Here is a 19,046-nt window from a genome sequence, read left to right as displayed (position 1 = left end):
TGGGCTAGCCCAGACAGCTTAACCTCTGGATCTCTAGTTATCAATGAACTTGTTGCACTTGACTTGACAATGTGCGATTTATTATTTTTAAAGATGAAATCAGAGAATTACTGTCCTCTGAATCTGCAGATGTAATGGAAATTACCAACAATGAAATAGAAGATCAGAATCCATAATAGGGAGCATAGAATGGGAAATTTTGAAGACTTACAAATAGATAAGCCTCTTTATGAATATTGTCAAAATGCGACCAATAAGGAAGGTGATACATTTGTCGGTATTAGGTCAGAAATAGTAGATGAAAAACATAATTTGACTATCTATTTTCCTTTAGGATTTGAAATATCTAAAGATGAAACTTTAGTTAGAAATGAAATAATACAATTATTATCGGTGCTTCAGGATTATAATGATGAACAGTCTCAGGTTGCATCAATTACACCAGAACAGTTGTTAAAAACTGTCAGGTTTCCAGCTCAAGCTTATATAAGAGTAATTTCTGATTATTTAAATAGTGGATACTATAAAATGATTGAAGATGAGTTTAAACTGGGGCAGTCTGGAGCAGTTTCTTGGAATAAGACCAGAAAAAAGGTTGAGCCGATAGTAACCAAAAATGGTATTGTCTATCCACAATACGTGGTACGCCAACATAGTGAGACAGACAAGCAATTGATTACAGAAATTAGTCAGTATTGCGTTTATGAGAGTTACGTAAAAATTGGTTGGTTATATAGACTTCCAAATGTACTAAAGCCACATAGAACTAGAGACTTAGAAGTTTATAAATCATATATACATAATATGATGTTAGTTGCTACTAAGGATAGGGATAAGCAATTATTTTCAGCTATGCATGATATCCTAAATTTTACAAATCAGGATGATGAGCCAGAAGAATTTTATTTTGGAACCAACAGATTTGAGTATATTTGGGAACGCCTAATTGAAGCTACTTTTGGAAACGAGAATAAAGAGTATTATTTCCCACGAACAAAATGGTTACTTGACATTGGAGTAGAAAAGACCAACAAAGCTATTGAACCAGATACTGTGATGAAAAAAAATCATGATATTTATGTGCTTGATGCGAAATACTATAAATTTGGTGATACTTTAAATCCAAATCATTTACCTACATCAACTTCAATCAATAAGCAGATTTCATACGGAGAGTATATACAAACAAATGCTAAGTTTGAATCTGAAAGAAAACAGGGAATGGCAGTTTATAATGCATTTTTGATGCCCTATAATTCTAGAAGTAAACCATTCAATGATGTGAGTAAGAGTACTTACTATTCCATTGGTGAATCCGTTGCAGATTGGAAAAATTCTACTGAAACGTATGAAAGAGTACAAGGAATTTTGGTTGATGTTAAGCATCTAATTAGTAATTCAGTAAGACCAAACAATATCGAAATCGAGAATCTATCTAATACAATATTAAAAAGTATTGAAAAAAAACGAGGGAAATAATTAACTCCTTCGTTTTTTTCGTTGTCGCATAATTCTAGCATTCTTACTATCTCTACAGTTATCAGAACAATGTCGTTTGGTACTATTGGTACTGGATACCTCGAAATACTGCTTACAATAATCATTTTGACATACTCTATAAATGATATTTTTAGAATTTTTATAATAGATTGAGAAGTATAGTGCACTAATCAATGAGGGTAACTTCCAATCGGGTGCCATAGTATCTGTGTTATATGTAAAGTGTATGTCCTCAAGCATTCTCTCAAATTCCTCACGAATAGTTATTTTTGATACTTCTAGAAGATATTCAGTAAAGTGATGTTGTGCTTCTATTTCTACGTAAATTGCCGTTGAGAAAGTATTTTTTATTTTAACTTGTTCTGAATAGAACGGATTCAGTATATATATGCAACCGAATAAGAAATCAATTTTTTTATTTAATTCATCAGTTAAAACAAGGTTATCAAGACTATAAAATAAATTGAAAATTCTTTTACACCAGTGAGGTGTATTTTCGTCCTGCATAATTTGCTGAGCTTCTAGCAAATCAAATTCAACCGTTTTATTCAATGATTCTGAATATCTTGAAAGTTTTGATTGAATTTGCCCTTCTATTGATACAGTTTTTACAGCATTATGATCTTTTGTTAGTGGAGTAATTGCTGCATCGAGTTGATTTTGAAGATCGGAGTTTGTAGGTAAAAACTTAGACTTCTTATAAGCTGTTGTAGAATATTTTCTTAAAAGGAGATAAAGTGTTGAGTCAAATAATTCTCGGTATTTTATTTGTGATTTGTTTTGATTGTTTATCAAATTAATAAATGCTTTTAAGCGCTCTTGAATCGAGTGTAGCTCTTCAATATCCACCGGACAATATTTTTCTTGTGATATAGGATAGATGAAACCGTATTTGTCAATAAAGTTTTTTAATTCGGATAAGTTATTTAAGTCGAGTCCTAGAAACTCACCAAGTGGGTTATTCTTTCGTCTGTTCCAAGTGATTATTTTTAACCCTTCACCAGGACTATAGCCCATTTCAATGTAAGGAAGATTAATTGATTTTATCACTAAGCGTTCTGTCTTTAATCCAGACACTTCATCTATTAGTGATTCAAATTCAGAAGATACAGCTTCATTTGTAAATGTAAATTCTCCTAAGTAACTTTTTTCACTACTCATTTTGTCCTCCGTAATTGGTAATTTAATAAAACTCTATGACAATATCTATTATATCACTTATAACAAGCAAAATACCAATGATAAAAATTTTTTATCATTGGTATTTTTGATATCTACTAAAATAGCATGAATTGATAGAGAATATATATATCAAGAAATATTTATGAAATGACATGACGATGTTGTTTAGCATGAATGTTTAGCTATTAACAATAGCACTTGAGGTATCTAGGCTACATTGTTACAACTGTAACTAAGCCATTAATGTTAGTTTGGATACAGTCATCTCAAATGGCAAGTTGACTAATTATGTATAAACCGCAAAGGAAAAGCATATGAGGTCAAAAATAAAACTAAATATTGGTTTGTCGTACTCTTTTTCTTTGCTTGTCAGAGAAAAGGAGTCAAGATATGACAACAAATGATAAAAATACTAATTCAAAATACACTCCAGAAAGCTATCGTGATGAGAAACCCTACAATGATATTCCTTGTGAAGAAGGGGAAGTTCTTGTTCCAATCGTGGTAATGAATAACGATATGATTAAAGCGATGGGTATTAATCGTTCAAATATGAAAACTGCTCGTATGAAAAACGGTTCAAGAGTACCAGTTGCTTATGCTCCAGTCAAACTTGAACATTTTGACAACGCTTTGAAGATATATTACAAGGATGTCAATATCTATCTAAATCAATTTAAAAGAGATTCAGATGTTTTATCTTTGGAAGAGATGATGGAAAATATGAATAATGAGAATAAAATGGGATATGACCCAACCGGAATTCCTTCTCACGAGGAGAAACTGATGCTTATTGTAACACTAGAAGAATTGATTGATGTTGTTTATCAACGTAATGAAAAGTACGGTAAAATCCTAAAGCTAATTTACCAAGATGTCACAATTAGCAAACAAGAGATCATTGAAAAACTTGGTCTGAAAAAGACCCAAGGTTATGATGCAATCAAGAAAGCACATGCACTCGCAAAGGAGGTATATAAAGAACTTAATCAATAATTTAAAATCGCCATCTCAATATTTTTGAGGTGGCGATTTTTTGCTAATCTTTCTGATAGAATAAGCATTCGTATCCGTCGGCACGAAGGTTAATATCAGATATCCAGTCTGGTGCAATTCCCATCAACGATGCAATCTCATCAAGTTTTTGTTCCATTGGGGATTCTATAATAACTTCATCATGTACATGTCCTACAATTTTAAACTCTTTTAGTTGCTTCAAAGAGTAAGCAAGAATGTCTCTACTGATAGCTTGGACAATGTTCTCCACAAATTTGGGACCATAACTTTCTAACCTCTCCCAACGTTTAGCAGTTCCAGTTCCCTCATAAGTGACGGACTCTCCACCGAACTGGTTCTCTCCAATTCTTGGTTTAATATATGCTAATTTACGACCAGATGGGAGTGTAATGAATAGAATGCCACTTCTTACTTCAAATTGAATACCGTGAGTAGATGTTGGAATTTGTTCCTTTACAGCAGTCTTTACAGCATTATCGACATCCCACCATAAGAGAACGATATTGGGATTTGCTTGTCGCCAAGAGTTCACTAGTGGTTGGAGTTCTTCCTCCGATAGTCCCATATCAATTGCTCCCATGGCTTTGAGTGCACCGACTGAACCACCATATCCGCAAGCAAGTTCCGCAATTTTCCCTTTTTGTCTCAATTCAGAATTTTGTCCGTGTTTTTCAACTGGTACTCCAAACATCTGAGAAGCGGACATACAGTAGATGTCTTTTCCCAGTTCAAATACCTTACTACGCCATCTCTCCCCTGCCAAGTGGGACAGGATTCGAGCTTCGATAGCTGAAAAGTCGCAAACAATGAATTTCTTTCCTTTACTAGGGACAAAGGTCGTTCGGATAAGTTGAGATAAGGTATCTTGTGTGTCGTAGAGTAGCTCAGTAGCTTCTAAGTCACCTGTTCTGAAAAGTTCTCTAGCTTCCTCTAGGTCAGGAAGATGGTTCTGTGGTAAATTCTGAAGCTGTACCAAACGGCCAGCCCATCGACCTGTACGGTTAGCTCCGTAAAATTGAAACATCCCCCTTGCTCGACCGTCCTTACAAACACAGTTCATCATGGCTTGATATTTGGATACACTTGATTTGGCGGCTTGCTGACGAAGTTTAAGAACTTGAGCAGTCGTATGATCAACCATTTTGAGAAGTTCTTTCACCGCTTTTTTGTCGAGTGAATCTGTAGTTACTCCATGTTCACGTAGCCAGCCAATCATCTGTAGAACAGAGTTGGGATTTTCTAGACTTGTTAAAGCTTTCAGTTCCTCTTGGATTTGAGCTTTGCTCTCTGTATCAATTTTGATTGCTGCTTTAACAAAATCAACATCTATGCCAATACCTCGGTCGTTGATAATCTGATCCTGGAGGTACTCATCCCAAACAAAATCAGGTACTGGGAAGTTTTTCAGTCGTTCCTTGATGGCCAATTCGACCTCAACATCACGTCTGTTGTAATCGATAAAGGTAGCCCACTTGTCAGGCGCGTGATGTGGAAAGTTGCGAATTCGTCCCTCATTGACTTTGGTAGGCTTACAAGGTACGCAGAAGTAGCGAATGAGGTCAGCCCCCTCTCTCATCTTTTTGTCTTTGAGTTTGAGAACTGTTCCAACCCCTTCTAAGGAAAGTGGGAGTCCTAAATATGCGGACCAAATCATGCTACACCGCCATGAATTAGGCGAGAGAAATCCATCTGATAAGAATTCAGGATGATATTTCTTGAGCCAGTTGGATATGCAAATTCGCTCAAATGAAGCGTTGAATGCCCATTTTATGACACTATCATTCACCAAGGCCTCAAGGATATCTTGTGGAAATTTCTCTTTAGTTAAGTCATATACAGTAACTGGTCCATTATCGACAGATACCGCAAACAAAAGGATTTCAAAACTGTCATCTTCCGCATAGCGATAGACACCAGATTTTCGTAAGTCAATTTCACAATAAGTTTCGATGTCTATACTGATCTCTTTAATTGGCATAGTTTGTCCTTTCTGAAAAAGGTGACAGAAGTACTGCCACCTTGAGTTCTATTTGTTTTTTCGACTGAGTGGTGTTTGACTAAGTTTTTCTTTATTTTGCTTTGCCTTTCGTTCCATTTCATTTCGAATGTCATCTCTAATGGTCATATATCCGAAGTATAGTCCGATAAGCACCCAGAGGCTCATAATAGTACAAGTTAAAATAGTATACATCATTAATCTAATTCTCTCTTTCTAGTTCAAAAAGTCATCATCGTCTTCTGTCGCAAAATCATCTTCAGCACGAGTGCGACCACCGAGGGGCTCGCCATCACGCAATTTTTGCAAGTTATTCAAACCGCAAGCAATCCCTTTATTGCCATTGGAATTAAATGCGTAGAAGGTAATAGAAGCACGTCCGTAGATGCCTGAATACAATTCTGATGTATCAATGATTTCTTGACGATTTCCGTCAACCACCCCAGGTTTGTGTGGAGAGTTGGCATTCACAAAGTAAGCATTTTTGTATGCTTCATCATCCGGGCGTTCAAGGTCACCATCACGAAGTGGAGTTTTTAGAGTAGATAATGCAGGTACAGATTTACCGTTGCCCTTGAGTTTTGACTCACCTTCTTTGTATGCTTGCTCAATAGCAGACTTGATTTTGTTAATAGTGATTGTATCCTCTTTTGGGATGATGAGTGAGGCACTGTACTTGGGAGTGCTACCGTTAATTGACTTTGGCTCATTGGCATTTAAGTAGCTGAAGCGCGTGTTTGGTCCTGTAATTACTTTAGTTGTCATATAGTTAATCCTCTTTAAATTCATGTTTTGCTAGGTTCATCTCTTGACGGCTATCGTCAATTGGAACGAGTGTTGGTTTACCACTTGGTTTTATTACGAGACCACCAAGTAGGTCGTTAAAGGTTTTCTTGCCGAGGAGTTTGGTCATGGCAGTGATAGTCAAGAGTTTCTTTTCGTAAGGGTCATAGCCAGCATCCATCACAGCTTGACTCACGGCTGACTCATCTGAGAATTTACGAATAGAGCGACCTTCAACCAGTTTGTATCCTGGGATGTGATGTCCTTCGGTAGCTTCTTTCAAAGCATAGGCTTTGACATCATTTGCCCACGAAACTAGCAAGTCCAGTTTAGGCAAAATCTCTGCAATGTCCTCGTTATCAAGAGTAGCTGGATTCGCAAACTCCATCTTGGCAAGAGCCAAATTATCCTCCGAACGTTTGCGACAGATATTCTTTAGTTTACAGAATTGGCAGTGTTTACCAGACTGCATATCCCCCTCACCTTTGAATGCAAGTTCAGCTTTTGGAGCGAGTTCATTTTCAGCCCATTCAAGCAACTCAGTCTTTTCTATCTCAAAGGTAGATATGTTATGTTTTCGTGGTTGAAAGATGGTCATGGTGACTTTATCAAAATCATAAAGCCCATCAAACATCTCAAGAGCACCGAGGGCATAACACATCATTTGTGGGTTATGGTCTGCATCAACTAGAACACCAAGTCCGTGCTTATAATCAATAACCTGAAGAAGTCCATCTGCCACAATAAGGCAATCTCCAGTTCCAAATCCTTCAGGTACCCACTTAGAAAAGTCCAGTCGTTGTTCGATAAGAACTGTAGGGTCACGAGAGTAGCCTCTGGCTTTCTCGACTTGTTCCATGACATAGTTGCGGTATTCTTCAGCGCAATCCTGCATTTCATTGTTATAAAATGCTAAATCCTCTGTCGGATCACGCGCATTCCGACCTAAAGCTTTCTCGACTAGATAAGCACATAACTCGTGAGCATCCGTACCTTCAAGGGCAAACTCAGAGTTTACATCTGGCATATCTTCTGTTAATCGAACGGAAGGTGGACAGTTCAACCAACGATGTGATGCAGATGCGGATAGAATGGCGTGGTTAGTCATTACCAATCCCTCCAGCTTCTTCAAGGACTGCCGCAAAGTGTTTAGGGTCAAGAGTTGATAGAGAAGAAGCACCGTAGGCATTTAGCAGAGAACGAACCTCATTCTTAAAGCCATCTTTTGCCTTTGTAGCAAGGACTGCACGGACATCCTCCAATTGAATTTCCTTTTGTGGTTCATTTTTTGGTGGATTTGATTTAGGTGCTGTTTCCTCCTCAGTAGTGAGGAGTTTCTTGAACTCATCCACCAAGCGAAGGTAGTACTTTGCGGTTTCTTCCATATCATGAATTAGTCTATTCAGTTCTTTCATTTTGCTCATTGATTTCTTCCTCCTTTATTTTACGAGCGAGTTGCTTTGAGATGACGCTGATGGCGGTGAGTGTATCGACCAGTTCATCATTGTGATTCACAGTTATTTCTTTAGTCATTTTGTGACCTCCTATCTTATTAGGTAGAGATGTGAACAGAAATTCCGGTTTTTAATAAAAATTTTTTGAATCGATGTTTTTCATCTCTTACACCTATATAGGTAATACTGGGGTGAAATTTTCCGCTTTTTTATAAAATTTTTTTTATTTGGTAAACATGAAAATAATCTTCCTCTAGCTATATAAAGGAAGATTATTTTTTTTTGAAAAAAATTTTATTAAGGTGCGGAAAAATGAGCCGTAGTTCTACCTAATAAGGTAGGAGGGAAAAATCTCCACACATCATTAATTACATTTGGAGGGTGCATAATGCAATTTACCTTATCTCATTCTGGACAGACTGGGGTTCAGACAACCACGGTTTATCCCAATCAAGTAACTGTTACAGATGAAATATCGCTACAAACTGTTGCGCAATTCGACCATGTGGCAGGGCTGTTTTTAAACAATACACGCTCAAATACCAATTTCATCCAGTCGGACGTTTTGGTCATGGATATTGATAATGACCATTCTGAAAATTCAGATGAGTGGATAACTGTAGAGCGATTAAAAGAAATCTTTGCGGATTATAACTTCGCTTTGGTGACAAGCCGTAGTCACATGCAGACTAAGGCAGGAAAAGCACCTAGACCCAAGTTTCATATCTACTTCCAAATTAATGAGGTAACAGATAAAGACATCTATGTAGCAATGAAGGAAGAACTCTGTAATCAATACAAGTTTTTTGATGATAATGCCAAAGATGCGGCACGTTTCTTCTTTGGAAATCCGCAAGCAGAGGTAGTTTGGCATGATTCATGGCTAACTATTGATGAAGATATGTTTCAAGCTGTGTCTATTGATGACGAGGAAGATTTCGATGCAGACTTCTATACTCCTCCAAGTGGACCGATCCAGCAAGGGAGTCGTAATTCAACGATGTCTGTATTTGCAGCTAAGATTGTCAAACGGTTAGGCGTGACCCAAGAAGCTAGGGATGGTTTTGATGAGCAGGCACAGAAATGTGTACCACCACTTGATATAGCAGAGTTAGATTCCATCTGGGGAAGTGCAGTCCGATTTTACAATCGAACCATTAAGCAGTCACAAGATTATGTATCACCTGAGGCCTATAACCGAGAAGCCATGCGACCTGATGACTATACCGATATTGGTGAAGCAGGACTGTTAGCTCGTGAATATGGAGACCGAATTGCTTTTACTCGTGAGACTGACTATCTTGCTTTCAATGGGAAACACTGGGTGGAGGATGAGCAATTGGCCATGCGACAGGTTCATGTTTTCTTGGATGAGCAACTAGCAGTGGCAGATGCCAACCTAGAGGATAAGACAAAACGGCTCATCCAAACAGGTATTTCAGAGGAACTGATTTTTAAGGGGGTTAAAGCCATTGAAAAAGCCCTTGATGGACCAAGTCAATTATCAGCCTTTAAGGAGTACAAGAAAGCATTTGACTTCCATAAATTTGTCATGAAATATCGTGATTATCGCCATCTCTCAGCTATCGTTAAAACCGCTAAACACATGGTTCGGATGAGTGTGTCTGAGTTTGATAACAATGAAATGTTGCTGAACACACCTAATGCCACAATCGACCTGTCAAAAGGACTAGCTGGTGTTAAAGACCATGTGTCATCAGATTATTTGACTAAAATGGCGACAGCCTCTCCAAGTGATAAAGGAAAAGGTTTGTGGTTGGAGACGCTTGCCACCTTCTTCTGTGGGGATCAAGAATTGATTGACTACGTTCAGATGGTGGTTGGTATGGCAGCCATCGGTAAGGTTTATCAAGAGCATCTCATTATTGCTTACGGCAGTGGTGCGAACGGTAAGTCTACCTTCTGGAACACTATCGCAAGAGTGCTTGGGAACTATTCAGGCAAACTGTCTGCCGATGCGCTTACTATGAGTGTTCGTCGTAATGTCAGTCCAGAAATGGCTGAACTAAAAGGCAAACGCCTCATCATTGCATCAGAGATGAGTGAGGGCATGAGGTTAAATACCTCCATGGTGAAACAGCTCTGTTCTACTGATGAAATCTTGGCTGAGAAGAAGTACAAAGCACCGTTTCATTTTGTCCCATCTCATACGCTAGTGCTTTACACTAACCACCTTCCTAAAGTTGGAGCGAACGATGATGGGATTTGGCGACGTCTGATTGTCATTCCTTTCAATGCCAAGATTACTGGTCGTAGTGATGTCAAGAATTTTGCGGACTACCTTTACGATGAAGCAGCACCAGCCATCATGACTTGGATTATTGAAGGGGCAGAAAAATCCGTCAAAGCTCACTTCAAGTTTACTTTGCCAAAGGTCGTTCAAGAATCGGTAGCTGCCTACCGTGAAGCAAACGATTGGATGGGGCAGTTCTTGTCAGATTGTTGCGATGTTGACGCTACTTTCACGGAGAAGTCGGGAGAACTATACTCCACTTACCGTACTTATTGCTTAAAGGTAAATGAGTACACGCGCAGCACAACAGATTTTTATACTGCCCTAGCTAACGCTGGTTTCACCAAGAAAAAGACAAGTAAAGGAATGATTGTTCAAGGTTTACGACTGAAAGAAGACGATGATTTTCTTAATTAAGGCGTGACAGTCGGTGCAGATCGTCATACTCACCCAAGGAATAGTAGTGACGGTCGTGATAGGCGAAAAGTAAACTCATTTCAAAATCTTATTTTTATTCTTTTTGAAAACTGTAGAGAGTTTTGAAATGGATTGTCACGACCTGCATTAATGGTCAAAAGTGCAGGTCTAGAAGGTCACATACAAAAGTTGCCATAGGGGATTTTCAAAGTGCAGGTCTAGAAGGTCATTTCTATAACTTGTATATAAGAAAAAATAAAAAGAATAAAAAAATATATAGGAAAGTTAAGGAACTGACTACCTTGACCTGCACTTTTACCTTGGCGATGTTTTGACGAAAGGATCAGTTATGAGAGAAAAAATTGTTGAACAGAAGTTAGTAATTGAAGTGAAAAAGCGTGGAGGGATTTGTCCTAAGTGGGTATCACCATCCTTTTCTGGTGTGCCAGATCGCTTGGTGTTTTTACCCAATGGCAAGTTTGGCTTGGTGGAAGTAAAAGCTCCTGACCAAAAGCCAAGGATGTTGCAAGTGTCAAGGCATAAACTGTTCGAGCGGTTAGGTTTCAAGGTTTACGTTATTGACCGAATTGAGATGATTGGAGAGGTGCTAGATGAAATTGACATTACATAACTATCAGGTAGTCGCCAAGGACTTCATCATAGGTCACCCTTATGCAGCAGTCATCCTAGACATGGGGATGGGAAAGACAGCTACAACCTTGTCTGCAGTGAACGAGTTGATGTTTGATCGGTTTGAGGTGACAAAGGTTTTGGTCATTGCCCCACTTCGTGTTGCAAACACGGTCTGGAGTGACGAGATTGAGCAATGGGCGGAGTTGCGTCACTTACGGTATTCGAAAATTGTGGGAACTCCCAAGCAACGAAAAGTAGCTCTTCAGAAAGATGCGGATATCTATATCGTCAATCGTGAAAACCTCCCTTGGTTGGTGGAACAATGCAGTCCCTATTTCAAGTGGGATATGGTGGTGATTGATGAATTGAGTTCCTTCAAGTCATGGCAGTCCAAACGCTTCAAAGCCTTTATGGCAATGCGACCTTACATGAAGCGAGTGGTTGGACTAACAGGAACACCAAGCTCGAATGGACTGATGGACTTGTTCGCAGAGTTTAAAGTCATTGACGGAGGAGAACGTCTTGGTCGCTTCATCGGTGAGTTTCGTAGTCGCTACTTTGAAGAAGGTCGTCGCAACGGAAACATTGTCTATGAATACATCCCCATGGACTATGCGGAGTGTCAAATTCAAGACAAGATTAGTGATATTACCATTTCCATGAAAGCATTAGACTATCTGGATATGCCTGAATTGATTTCAACCAAGAAACTGGTGCGTATGTCAGAAAAGGAAAAAGAAAAGTACAGTCAGTTTAAGAAAGAGTATGTATTGTCAGAGTTAGATGGACTAGAAGTAACTGCCGCAAATGCTGCAAGCCTTACGAACAAGTTAGTTCAGTTATCTAATGGTGCTGTATATTCTGATGATCATACAGTCGTGCCACTTCATGAACAAAAACTAGATGCCCTTGAAGATATCCTTGAATCCGCAAATGGAGAGCCGGTTTTAGTTGCCTATTGGTTCAAACATGACTTGACTCGGATTATAGGTCGTTTAGAAAAACTCAAGGTAAAGTGTCGGGTATTGAAAACAGAAGAAGATATTCGTGAATGGAACAAGGGCAATGTACCAGTTGGCTTACTTCATCCAGCTGGAGCAGGTCATGGTTTGAACCTCCAAAAAGGTGGTCACAACTTGGTCTGGTTTGGTTTAACGTGGTCTTTGGAACTATACCAACAAACCAATGCTCGTCTGTGGCGACAAGGTCAGGAGGCTGAGACTGTTGTTATCCAACACATTGTAACTGAAGGAACGATTGATGAGGAAATCCTTAAGGCATTAGAAAACAAAGATGCACAACAAGAACGGCTGATTGCAGCTGTTAAAGCACAAGTAGGAGGGGCAGATGGATAAGGCAGAGCACATACTGACGAATTACAATGAACTCAAAAGTGACTTGGAGATGTTAAAGTATCGTTTGGAACATTTCAAACCAGTGACAGAAAATGAGGTTATTGGTTCACTCGTTTTTGAAAAATATGATGAACCTAGAGTTAAAAGTACACCAACTAATCAACGGTCAGAGATGATTGCGCTGAATTTTCGTGAGAAGATGATACAGGAAAATGAGGAACAATTGGCGGATTTATCGCAACGGTATATCCGATTGGCTAATGACCTTGATAATTTTGAGATGGCTTTAAAATTTCTAAAGGGAGATTTGTATGATTTTGCGCAATCCATGCTTAAGACAGATAGTAATTGGGATAGTTTGATGAGAGAGTTTCATATTAGTCGAAGTACTGTTAGAAATTGGCGTCGTAAGGTCTTAGACCATGTTAGGGAAGTGTATATGAAAATGGGATTTTCTTTGGAAAAGTAACCTCTCCCTGACCTACCCTTGACCTACCAGTAACCTACCCCTGCACTAAGTGTGACCTAACATTGACCTCACTTTGTCAAAATTTGTGGTAGAATTGTAAGTGTCAAAAAAGATAAAAAATATCCAGTAATGACTGGATATATCTCCTTTTTAGAGTTAATATGTACACAACAAAAGAAGAGGAGAACAATACAATGACAAAACGCCAAGAAGAAAAACTCAATGCACTTTTAACAGAGATTGCTAAAGAAGAACTACTAGTTGAAACCTTGGAAAAACGTTGGAGTGACAACCTCGATTTCTACGATGTTTCGGTTTGGGGAATCAAAAGAGCATTGGAGAGAGCCTACGAAGCAGGCCGACAATCAGTAAAATAAACCAAAGCCTAGCCCGAGGGTTGGGCTTTTTGCGTGGAGGAATTATGATTATTACTAGTGAACAAGTGTCGGTTGGACACCCAGATAAAATCTGTGACCAGATTTCAGATGCTATTGTGACGGAGTGTCTCAAGTATGACAAATCAAGTCGAGTGGCAGTTGAGACTTTAATAAAGGATAACCATATTGTAGTAGCTGGTGAAATTTCGACAAGACATTTCTTTAATCTCGAGGACATTGTACGCCAGGTTGTCGAGCCACTTGGTTTGAAGAATGTTCGGGTAACTAACCTACTTGGACTCCAAAGTTCTGATATTGCCCAAGGTGTTGATAATGGTGGTGCTGGTGACCAAGGAATGATGTTTGGTTATGCGACAGATGAAACACCTGAGTACCTGCCACTTCCTTATGTCTTAGCAACTCGAGTCCTTGAGAAACTGATGTCACTCGGTCACCCCTTACTTGGAAAGGATGCAAAAGCACAGGTATCCTACGACTATGAGAAGAATCGAATTGATACATTTTTAGTTTCCATCCAACATACCGAAACGGCTGACCTTGCCAAAGTGAAACGAATTGTGACTGAAGCTATGATGGCTGTAGCTCTTCGTTACCGTCAGAATCTAGATTTCAACGTTCTAGTCAATCCAACTGGTCGATTTGTTCTTGGTGGCTCATTTGCGGATGCAGGAGTGACTGGACGTAAGATTGTGGCGGATACCTACGGTGGTTTCGCACATCATGGTGGAGGTGCCTTCTCTGGAAAAGACCCAAGCAAGGTGGACAGATCCGGTGCCTACATGGCACGAAAGATTGCAAAGGATATTGTTAGAGAAGGCTATGCGAAACGATGTGAAGTACAATTAGCCTACGCCATTGGAGTTGCAGAACCTGTGTCGGTGTATGTAGAAACCTTTGGTACCAGTCGCTACACCACAAAACAACTGGAAGGAATGATTCGTGAGCGATATGATTTAACACCACGAGGTATCATTAAGGAACTTCATCTCTTGAATGTAGACTACACCAAAACATCTTGCTTCGGACATTTCACGAAAGAAAATCTTCCTTGGGAGAAGTAAAATGCCAAGAAGACCAAGCACACCTTGTAAACAAAATGGTTGTCCTAACTTAGTATCCTATGGTCACAAGTATTGTGACAACCATAAGGGAAACCATCAACTGGATGCCAAGTCAACCAAAGCCAAAGGATACAATGCCCAGTGGAATAAAGCACGACTTCGTTACTTAAAAGTTCATCCACTCTGTGTTGAATGTAAAGTCAAAGGTCGATTAACCAAAGCAACAGTGGTTGACCATATCACACCCCACCGAGGTGACCAAGAACTCTTTTGGAATCAATCAAACTGGCAAGCACTTTGTAAGTCTTGTCATGATAGGAAGACCATGACGACTGACCGATATGTGGAGTATACGTATCGATTTTAGTCTTGGAGTTTCGTTACAATAGTATCCAATTTTTAACCCTTTGGGGGAGGGGGGATGGAATCTCTAAACCCTTGGGAGACTAAGACCGACGCCCCCTCAAACGTGCAATTTCGCAAAATTCGCAAGCGGGTACATTAAAATCGCTTCATTTTGACGTTCCTTCCCACCGTTATCACGTTTCTAATGTGGGGATGTAGCGTTCCCAAGTATGTCATTTTGGTAATAAAATAGTGAAAAAGGCTAGAAACAATGTAGAAAATAGTTGTTTTTAGTCCTTTTTTGCTGGAAAGGAAAACAAATGGACGAAAGTCAACGCAAACAAATCTGGAAAATGCGAGCAGAAGGTCTTGGCTATGGCTTAATCGGTAAGGCTACAGGACTGTCTAGAGATTCTGTTAAAAAATACTGTAAACGAAATCCAGCATTGCTTGGTCATGGAGCGGCGACAAAGCAAATGGCAAAAGCCGACCAGAATGACGGACTCCGTTGCCCACAGTGTTATCAAACACTTAAAATTCATAAAATAGGAAGACCAAAGAAGTTCTGTTCGGATAAATGTCGTAAAGTCTGGTGGGCCACTCATTCTGACGAACACGACAAATCAAAAACTGCATATGAAGATTTGACTTGCCAGCAATGTGGCAGGTCATTTTTATCTTATGCCAATCCAAATAGGAAATTTTGTAGCCATTCGTGTTACATTCAATCACGCTTTTATAAAGGAGAAACCAATGACAAGCCAACCAACAATGGAAATTAGAGAAATTCGATTGTCTGAATTACACCCAGCCTCCTACAATCCTCGAAAAAAACTTAAAAAGGGTGATAAGGAGTATGAAAAGATTAAGCAAAGTCTACTCAAGTTTGGCTACGTTGACCCCATCATCGTCAATAAAGACTTGACGGTAATTGGTGGCCATCAACGATTAACTGTATTGAAGGACTTAGACTATGAAACCGCCAAATGTGTCATTGTCGATTTATCCAAAGAAGATGAAAAGGCACTGAACATTGCCCTTAACAAAATCACCGGTCAATGGGACGACCAACTTTTGGCGGACTTGCTTTTGGATTTACAGGAATCGGATTTCAATCTCGACCTGACTGGTTTTGAACCACCAGAAATTGACGATATCCTGTCGAATGTTCATGATAAAGACCTATCAGATGATGACTTTGATGTTGAAGAGGAATTGAAGAAACCAACCTTTTCAAAACGAGGGGACATTTGGCAACTTGGTAAGCATCGAGTGATTTGTGGAGACTCTACGAAAGCTGAAACTTATGACCAACTTTTAGGTGATAAAAAGGCAAATTTGGTTGTGACAGACCCTCCCTATAATGTTGATGTAGAAGAAACAGCTGGAAAGATTCTCAATGACAATATGCCTGATAGTGACTTTTACCAGTTTCTTTTTGATATGTTCACTCAAGTAGAAAAACATATGGAGTCTGATGGTTCAATCTATGTATTCCATGCGGATACAGAAGGACTGAACTTCCGAAAGGCATTTAAAGAGGCGGGATTCTACCTCAGTGGGTGTTGCATTTGGAAGAAGAACTCCTTAGTTCTTGGACGTAGTCCCTATCAGTGGCAACATGAACCATGTCAGCCAGCAGGTACGATTGTTCAAACTATAAATGGTCCCGTTCCAATAGAAGACTTAAAGGATGGTGATAGGGTCATTAGTTACAATTCCTATTCAGGAACAATTCTGGGGATGCGTAATGGTGGCTATGAGATAAAAACAGCTTCTCGATATTATAATGGCACCTTATACGGTATAAAAATTGGAAATAAAATAACGTGGGCTACGGATAACCATCAGTTTTCGGTTCGTTTTAATGAATCAACAAAAAACAATTATTGTACCTATCTTATGCGTAAAGGAGACCGTTGGCGTGTAGGGATTACTGAACTCTATAACTCGAGGGGATTTGGTTTGAAAACGAGACTTCGTGGAGAGAAAGGTGAAGAGGCTTGGGTCATTGATGTATTTGATGATAAAGTAACAGCCCAGTGCCACGAACAGTTATTAGCCCTCAAGTACGGTATTCCTTATACTCATTGGGAAATGGATAGAGGACTTCCAAAGAAAGAAACTCAACGCACATCTCATCATGTCGATATGATTTATGATAACTTGGATAGCCAAATTCAATTAGATAATGCTAGACGTTTGCTTGTTGACTATGGTCGAAATATCAAATACCCACTCATTCACAAAGGAAATGGACATGAGGCATTTAGTAAACGAGTAACTGCTCGCATCAATGCTTGTAATCTGATCCCTCAAATTATGCAAGTTCCAATTCCAAAAACTTATGAAAAGGAAACGAGAGAAAATTTTTACTGGGGCGTAATTGATGAGGTTCTTACAAAAGGATTCAGTGGACCTGTTTATTCTCTTGCTGTTGAAAAATATGAACATTATATTGCAGATGGAATTGTTACTCATAACTGTCTTTATGGCTGGAAACAAAAGGGAAAACATCAATGGTTCAGTGACCGTAAACAAACAACCATTTGGGAATATGACCGTCCAAAATCTAGTAAAGACCACCCAACGATGAAACCAATTCCGCTCATGGCCTATCCTATTCAAAATTCATCGATGCGAGGAACGCTTGTCCTAGATCCATTTCTTGGTTCTGGTTCAACCCTAATGGCTGCAGACCAAACTGGAAGGGTTTGTTACGGCATTGAGTTGGATGAGAAGTTTGTGGATGTCATTGTCAAACGTTTTATAGAGTCAACAGGAAATGACAACGTGACGGTATTGCGTGATGGCCAGACTTTGACCTTTGATGAAGCCTATTCAATGATGGAGGAGACGGTATGACCTTAACTTTTCTTGATTTCTTTGCAGGAGTGGGTGGTTTTCGTCGTGGTTTGGAATTAGCTGGTTTCAAATGTATCGGTTACTGTGAAAAGGATAAATTTGCAAGAAAATCTTACGAAGCAATGTACGACACGAAAGGAGAATGGTTTCATGACGACATCACAAGCATTGACCAAACACAACTTCCAAAAGCAGATCTCTGGTGTGCGGGAAGCCCTTGTCAAAATGTGTCTATCGCAGGAAAGCGAGCAGGCCTATACGGTGAGCGAAGTGGACTCTTTTTTACATTTGTTGACATCATCCAAAGCCAAGAGGAAGAAGATAAACCCGAGTGGATACTCCTTGAAAATGTTAAGGGACTTTTATCAAGTGGCGGGGGACGAGATTATCTCGACTATCTCTCTATCCTGGATGAAGCAGGGTACGACCTTGAGTGGCAAGTGTTCAATTCAAAAGACTACGGAGTTCCCCAAAATCGAGAACGCATCTACACTATCGGACATCTTAGAAGTAGAGGTCGACGAAAAGTACTACCTATCAGCGGAGAAAGCGGTAGCCATCTTAAGCAACTTGTAGGTGGTATGCAAAGCTATCGTGTCTACGACCCTAGTGGAATTGCCACAACCCTTGTTGGTGCGGGTGGTGGACTGGGAGCTAAGACTGGTCTTTATTTGATTGACCAATCTTTGACAGAACCAAAGTTGACAGATGAGGCACGTTGTATCACTGCACGATATACTGCTGGAGCTACAAAGCGGACGGCTATGAATTCTGGAGTACTCGAAATTCAACCTATTCTGACACCCAATCGAATCAATAAGCGTCAAAATGGACGTAGGCTCAAGGAACAGGATGAGCCAATGTTCACATTGACCTCTCAAGACCGCCATGGCGTTCTTGAAGGTATCAAGGTCAGAAATGGTACAAAGCAAGGTTATCAAGTTGCTGAGGTAGGTGATTCAGTGGATTTATCTTATCCCAACTCTCCAACGAGACGAGCAAGAGTTGGGAAAGGAATCGCCCATAACCTATCCTGCGGTGGTCAAATGGGTGCTGTGGTTTGGAATGATCGAGTGGTGAAAATTAGACGTTTAACCCCTCGAGAATGTTTTCGACTACAAGGTTTTTCGGATGATTTATTCGAGAAAGCTCAGTCGGTGAACTCGGATGCTCAGCTATATAAACAAGCTGGAAATGGTGTTACGGTAACAGTTGTCTATGCCATTGGATGTGCCATTCTAGCAAGCGAAGAATTATCGAAAATATCATCAAAATAATCGAGAAATGACTGGATATAAGTCTCCTTTAGAGTTAATA

The 19,046-nt window shown here is 39.5% G+C and carries 18 protein-coding genes and 1 pseudogene; 13 read left to right on the top strand and 6 right to left on the bottom strand.

All coding sequences use genetic code 11. From position 1 onward, the window contains the following. The first annotated feature begins 189 nt into the window (after nt 1-189). Nucleotides 190-1,479 carry an LlaJI family restriction endonuclease gene (locus ACHBHN_RS07550; RefSeq protein WP_394733883.1) on the top strand — a complete coding sequence of 430 codons (1,290 nt, stop codon included), beginning with the start codon at nt 190-192 and terminating at the stop codon, nt 1,477-1,479. Here the strand turns inward: ACHBHN_RS07550 and ACHBHN_RS07545 are convergent, their stop codons facing one another. Continuing rightward, complete coding sequence (locus ACHBHN_RS07545; RefSeq protein WP_394733882.1) at nt 1,480-2,661, bottom strand: hypothetical protein; 1,182 nt, start codon at nt 2,659-2,661, stop codon at nt 1,480-1,482. It lies immediately after the preceding gene. 411 nt (nt 2,662-3,072) lie between these two features. Here ACHBHN_RS07545 and ACHBHN_RS07540 point away from each other — a divergent pair, with 411 nt between their 5' ends. Beyond that, entirely contained in the window at nt 3,073-3,678 is a 606-nt protein-coding gene (locus ACHBHN_RS07540) for a hypothetical protein (RefSeq protein WP_171942518.1), read from the top strand. A gap of 43 nt (nt 3,679-3,721) precedes the next feature. Here ACHBHN_RS07540 and ACHBHN_RS07535 read toward each other — a convergent pair whose 3' ends face one another. The 5 genes from ACHBHN_RS07535 to ACHBHN_RS07515 form a co-directional block, all read right to left on the bottom strand. Beyond that, a complete protein-coding gene (locus tag ACHBHN_RS07535; RefSeq protein WP_394733881.1) occupies nt 3,722-5,677 on the bottom strand; it encodes a DNA polymerase in 1,956 nt (651 codons plus the stop codon). Between the two features lie 234 nt (nt 5,678-5,911). Further along, entirely contained in the window at nt 5,912-6,460 is a 549-nt protein-coding gene (locus tag ACHBHN_RS07530; RefSeq protein ID WP_394733880.1) for a DUF2815 family protein, read from the bottom strand. A gap of 4 nt (nt 6,461-6,464) precedes the next feature. Beyond that, nucleotides 6,465-7,586 (bottom strand): DUF2800 domain-containing protein, encoded by a 1,122-nt coding sequence (locus tag ACHBHN_RS07525; protein ID WP_394733879.1) that lies wholly within the window; start codon nt 7,584-7,586, stop codon nt 6,465-6,467. Then, a complete protein-coding gene (locus tag ACHBHN_RS07520; RefSeq protein WP_044685914.1) occupies nt 7,579-7,902 on the bottom strand; it encodes a hypothetical protein in 324 nt (107 codons plus the stop codon). Before ACHBHN_RS07520 ends, ACHBHN_RS07525 begins: the two co-directional genes overlap by 8 nt. Further along, nucleotides 7,877-8,011, bottom strand: a complete 135-nt coding sequence (locus tag ACHBHN_RS07515; RefSeq protein ID WP_257116605.1) for a hypothetical protein — start codon at nt 8,009-8,011, stop codon at nt 7,877-7,879. The genes ACHBHN_RS07520 and ACHBHN_RS07515 overlap by 26 nt, the downstream gene beginning before the upstream one ends. A 309-nt stretch (nt 8,012-8,320) precedes the next feature. On the opposite strand from ACHBHN_RS07515, the gene ACHBHN_RS07510 reads away from it, so the two are divergent. The 11 genes and pseudogenes from ACHBHN_RS07510 to ACHBHN_RS07460 all read left to right on the top strand — a co-directional run bounded on the left by ACHBHN_RS07510 (nt 8,321) and on the right by ACHBHN_RS07460 (nt 19,006). Continuing rightward, nucleotides 8,321-10,603: a phage/plasmid primase, P4 family gene (locus ACHBHN_RS07510; protein ID WP_394733878.1), complete on the top strand. Its 2,283-nt coding sequence runs from the start codon at nt 8,321-8,323 to the stop codon at nt 10,601-10,603. A 349-nt stretch (nt 10,604-10,952) separates the two neighbouring features. Continuing rightward, nucleotides 10,953-11,234, top strand: coding sequence for a VRR-NUC domain-containing protein (locus ACHBHN_RS07505; protein ID WP_024411454.1), 282 nt, complete (start codon nt 10,953-10,955; stop codon nt 11,232-11,234). Further along, nucleotides 11,215-12,591, top strand: coding sequence for an SNF2-related protein (locus tag ACHBHN_RS07500; protein WP_394733877.1), 1,377 nt, complete (start codon nt 11,215-11,217; stop codon nt 12,589-12,591). Before ACHBHN_RS07505 ends, ACHBHN_RS07500 begins: the two co-directional genes overlap by 20 nt. Beyond that, entirely contained in the window at nt 12,584-13,060 is a 477-nt protein-coding gene (locus ACHBHN_RS07495) for a hypothetical protein (RefSeq protein ID WP_125065244.1), read from the top strand. Before ACHBHN_RS07500 ends, ACHBHN_RS07495 begins: the two co-directional genes overlap by 8 nt. Before the next feature lie 194 nt (nt 13,061-13,254). Next, a complete protein-coding gene (locus ACHBHN_RS07490) occupies nt 13,255-13,437 on the top strand; it encodes a DUF6900 domain-containing protein (RefSeq protein WP_014638129.1) in 183 nt (60 codons plus the stop codon). Nucleotides 13,438-13,481: 44 nt separating this feature from the next. Continuing rightward, nucleotides 13,482-14,519 carry a methionine adenosyltransferase gene (metK, locus tag ACHBHN_RS07485; protein ID WP_394733876.1) on the top strand — a complete coding sequence of 346 codons (1,038 nt, stop codon included), beginning with the start codon at nt 13,482-13,484 and terminating at the stop codon, nt 14,517-14,519. A 1-nt stretch (nt 14,520) separates the two neighbouring features. Then, nucleotides 14,521-14,886, top strand: coding sequence for an HNH endonuclease (locus ACHBHN_RS07480; RefSeq protein ID WP_029185059.1), 366 nt, complete (start codon nt 14,521-14,523; stop codon nt 14,884-14,886). A 298-nt stretch (nt 14,887-15,184) separates the two neighbouring features. Then, nucleotides 15,185-15,646 (top strand): hypothetical protein, encoded by a 462-nt coding sequence (locus ACHBHN_RS07475; RefSeq protein WP_014638126.1) that lies wholly within the window; start codon nt 15,185-15,187, stop codon nt 15,644-15,646. Next, nucleotides 15,618-16,496: pseudogene (locus ACHBHN_RS07470) on the top strand (ParB N-terminal domain-containing protein); the annotation flags it as partial. The gene ACHBHN_RS07475 and the pseudogene ACHBHN_RS07470, both read left to right, overlap by 29 nt. A 111-nt stretch (nt 16,497-16,607) precedes the next feature. Continuing rightward, nucleotides 16,608-17,729: a site-specific DNA-methyltransferase gene (locus ACHBHN_RS07465; protein WP_079270013.1), complete on the top strand. Its 1,122-nt coding sequence runs from the start codon at nt 16,608-16,610 to the stop codon at nt 17,727-17,729. Next, complete coding sequence (locus ACHBHN_RS07460; RefSeq protein WP_394733875.1) at nt 17,726-19,006, top strand: DNA cytosine methyltransferase; 1,281 nt, start codon at nt 17,726-17,728, stop codon at nt 19,004-19,006. The genes ACHBHN_RS07465 and ACHBHN_RS07460 overlap by 4 nt, the downstream gene beginning before the upstream one ends. Nucleotides 19,007-19,046: the final 40 nt, after the last annotated feature.

This window comes from Streptococcus sp. A22 (assembly GCF_043674215.1).
Classification (GTDB): domain Bacteria; phylum Bacillota; class Bacilli; order Lactobacillales; family Streptococcaceae; genus Streptococcus; species Streptococcus suis_V.
Note: the sequence above shows the minus strand (reverse complement) of the source record. Positions and strands in the feature narration are given on the sequence as shown.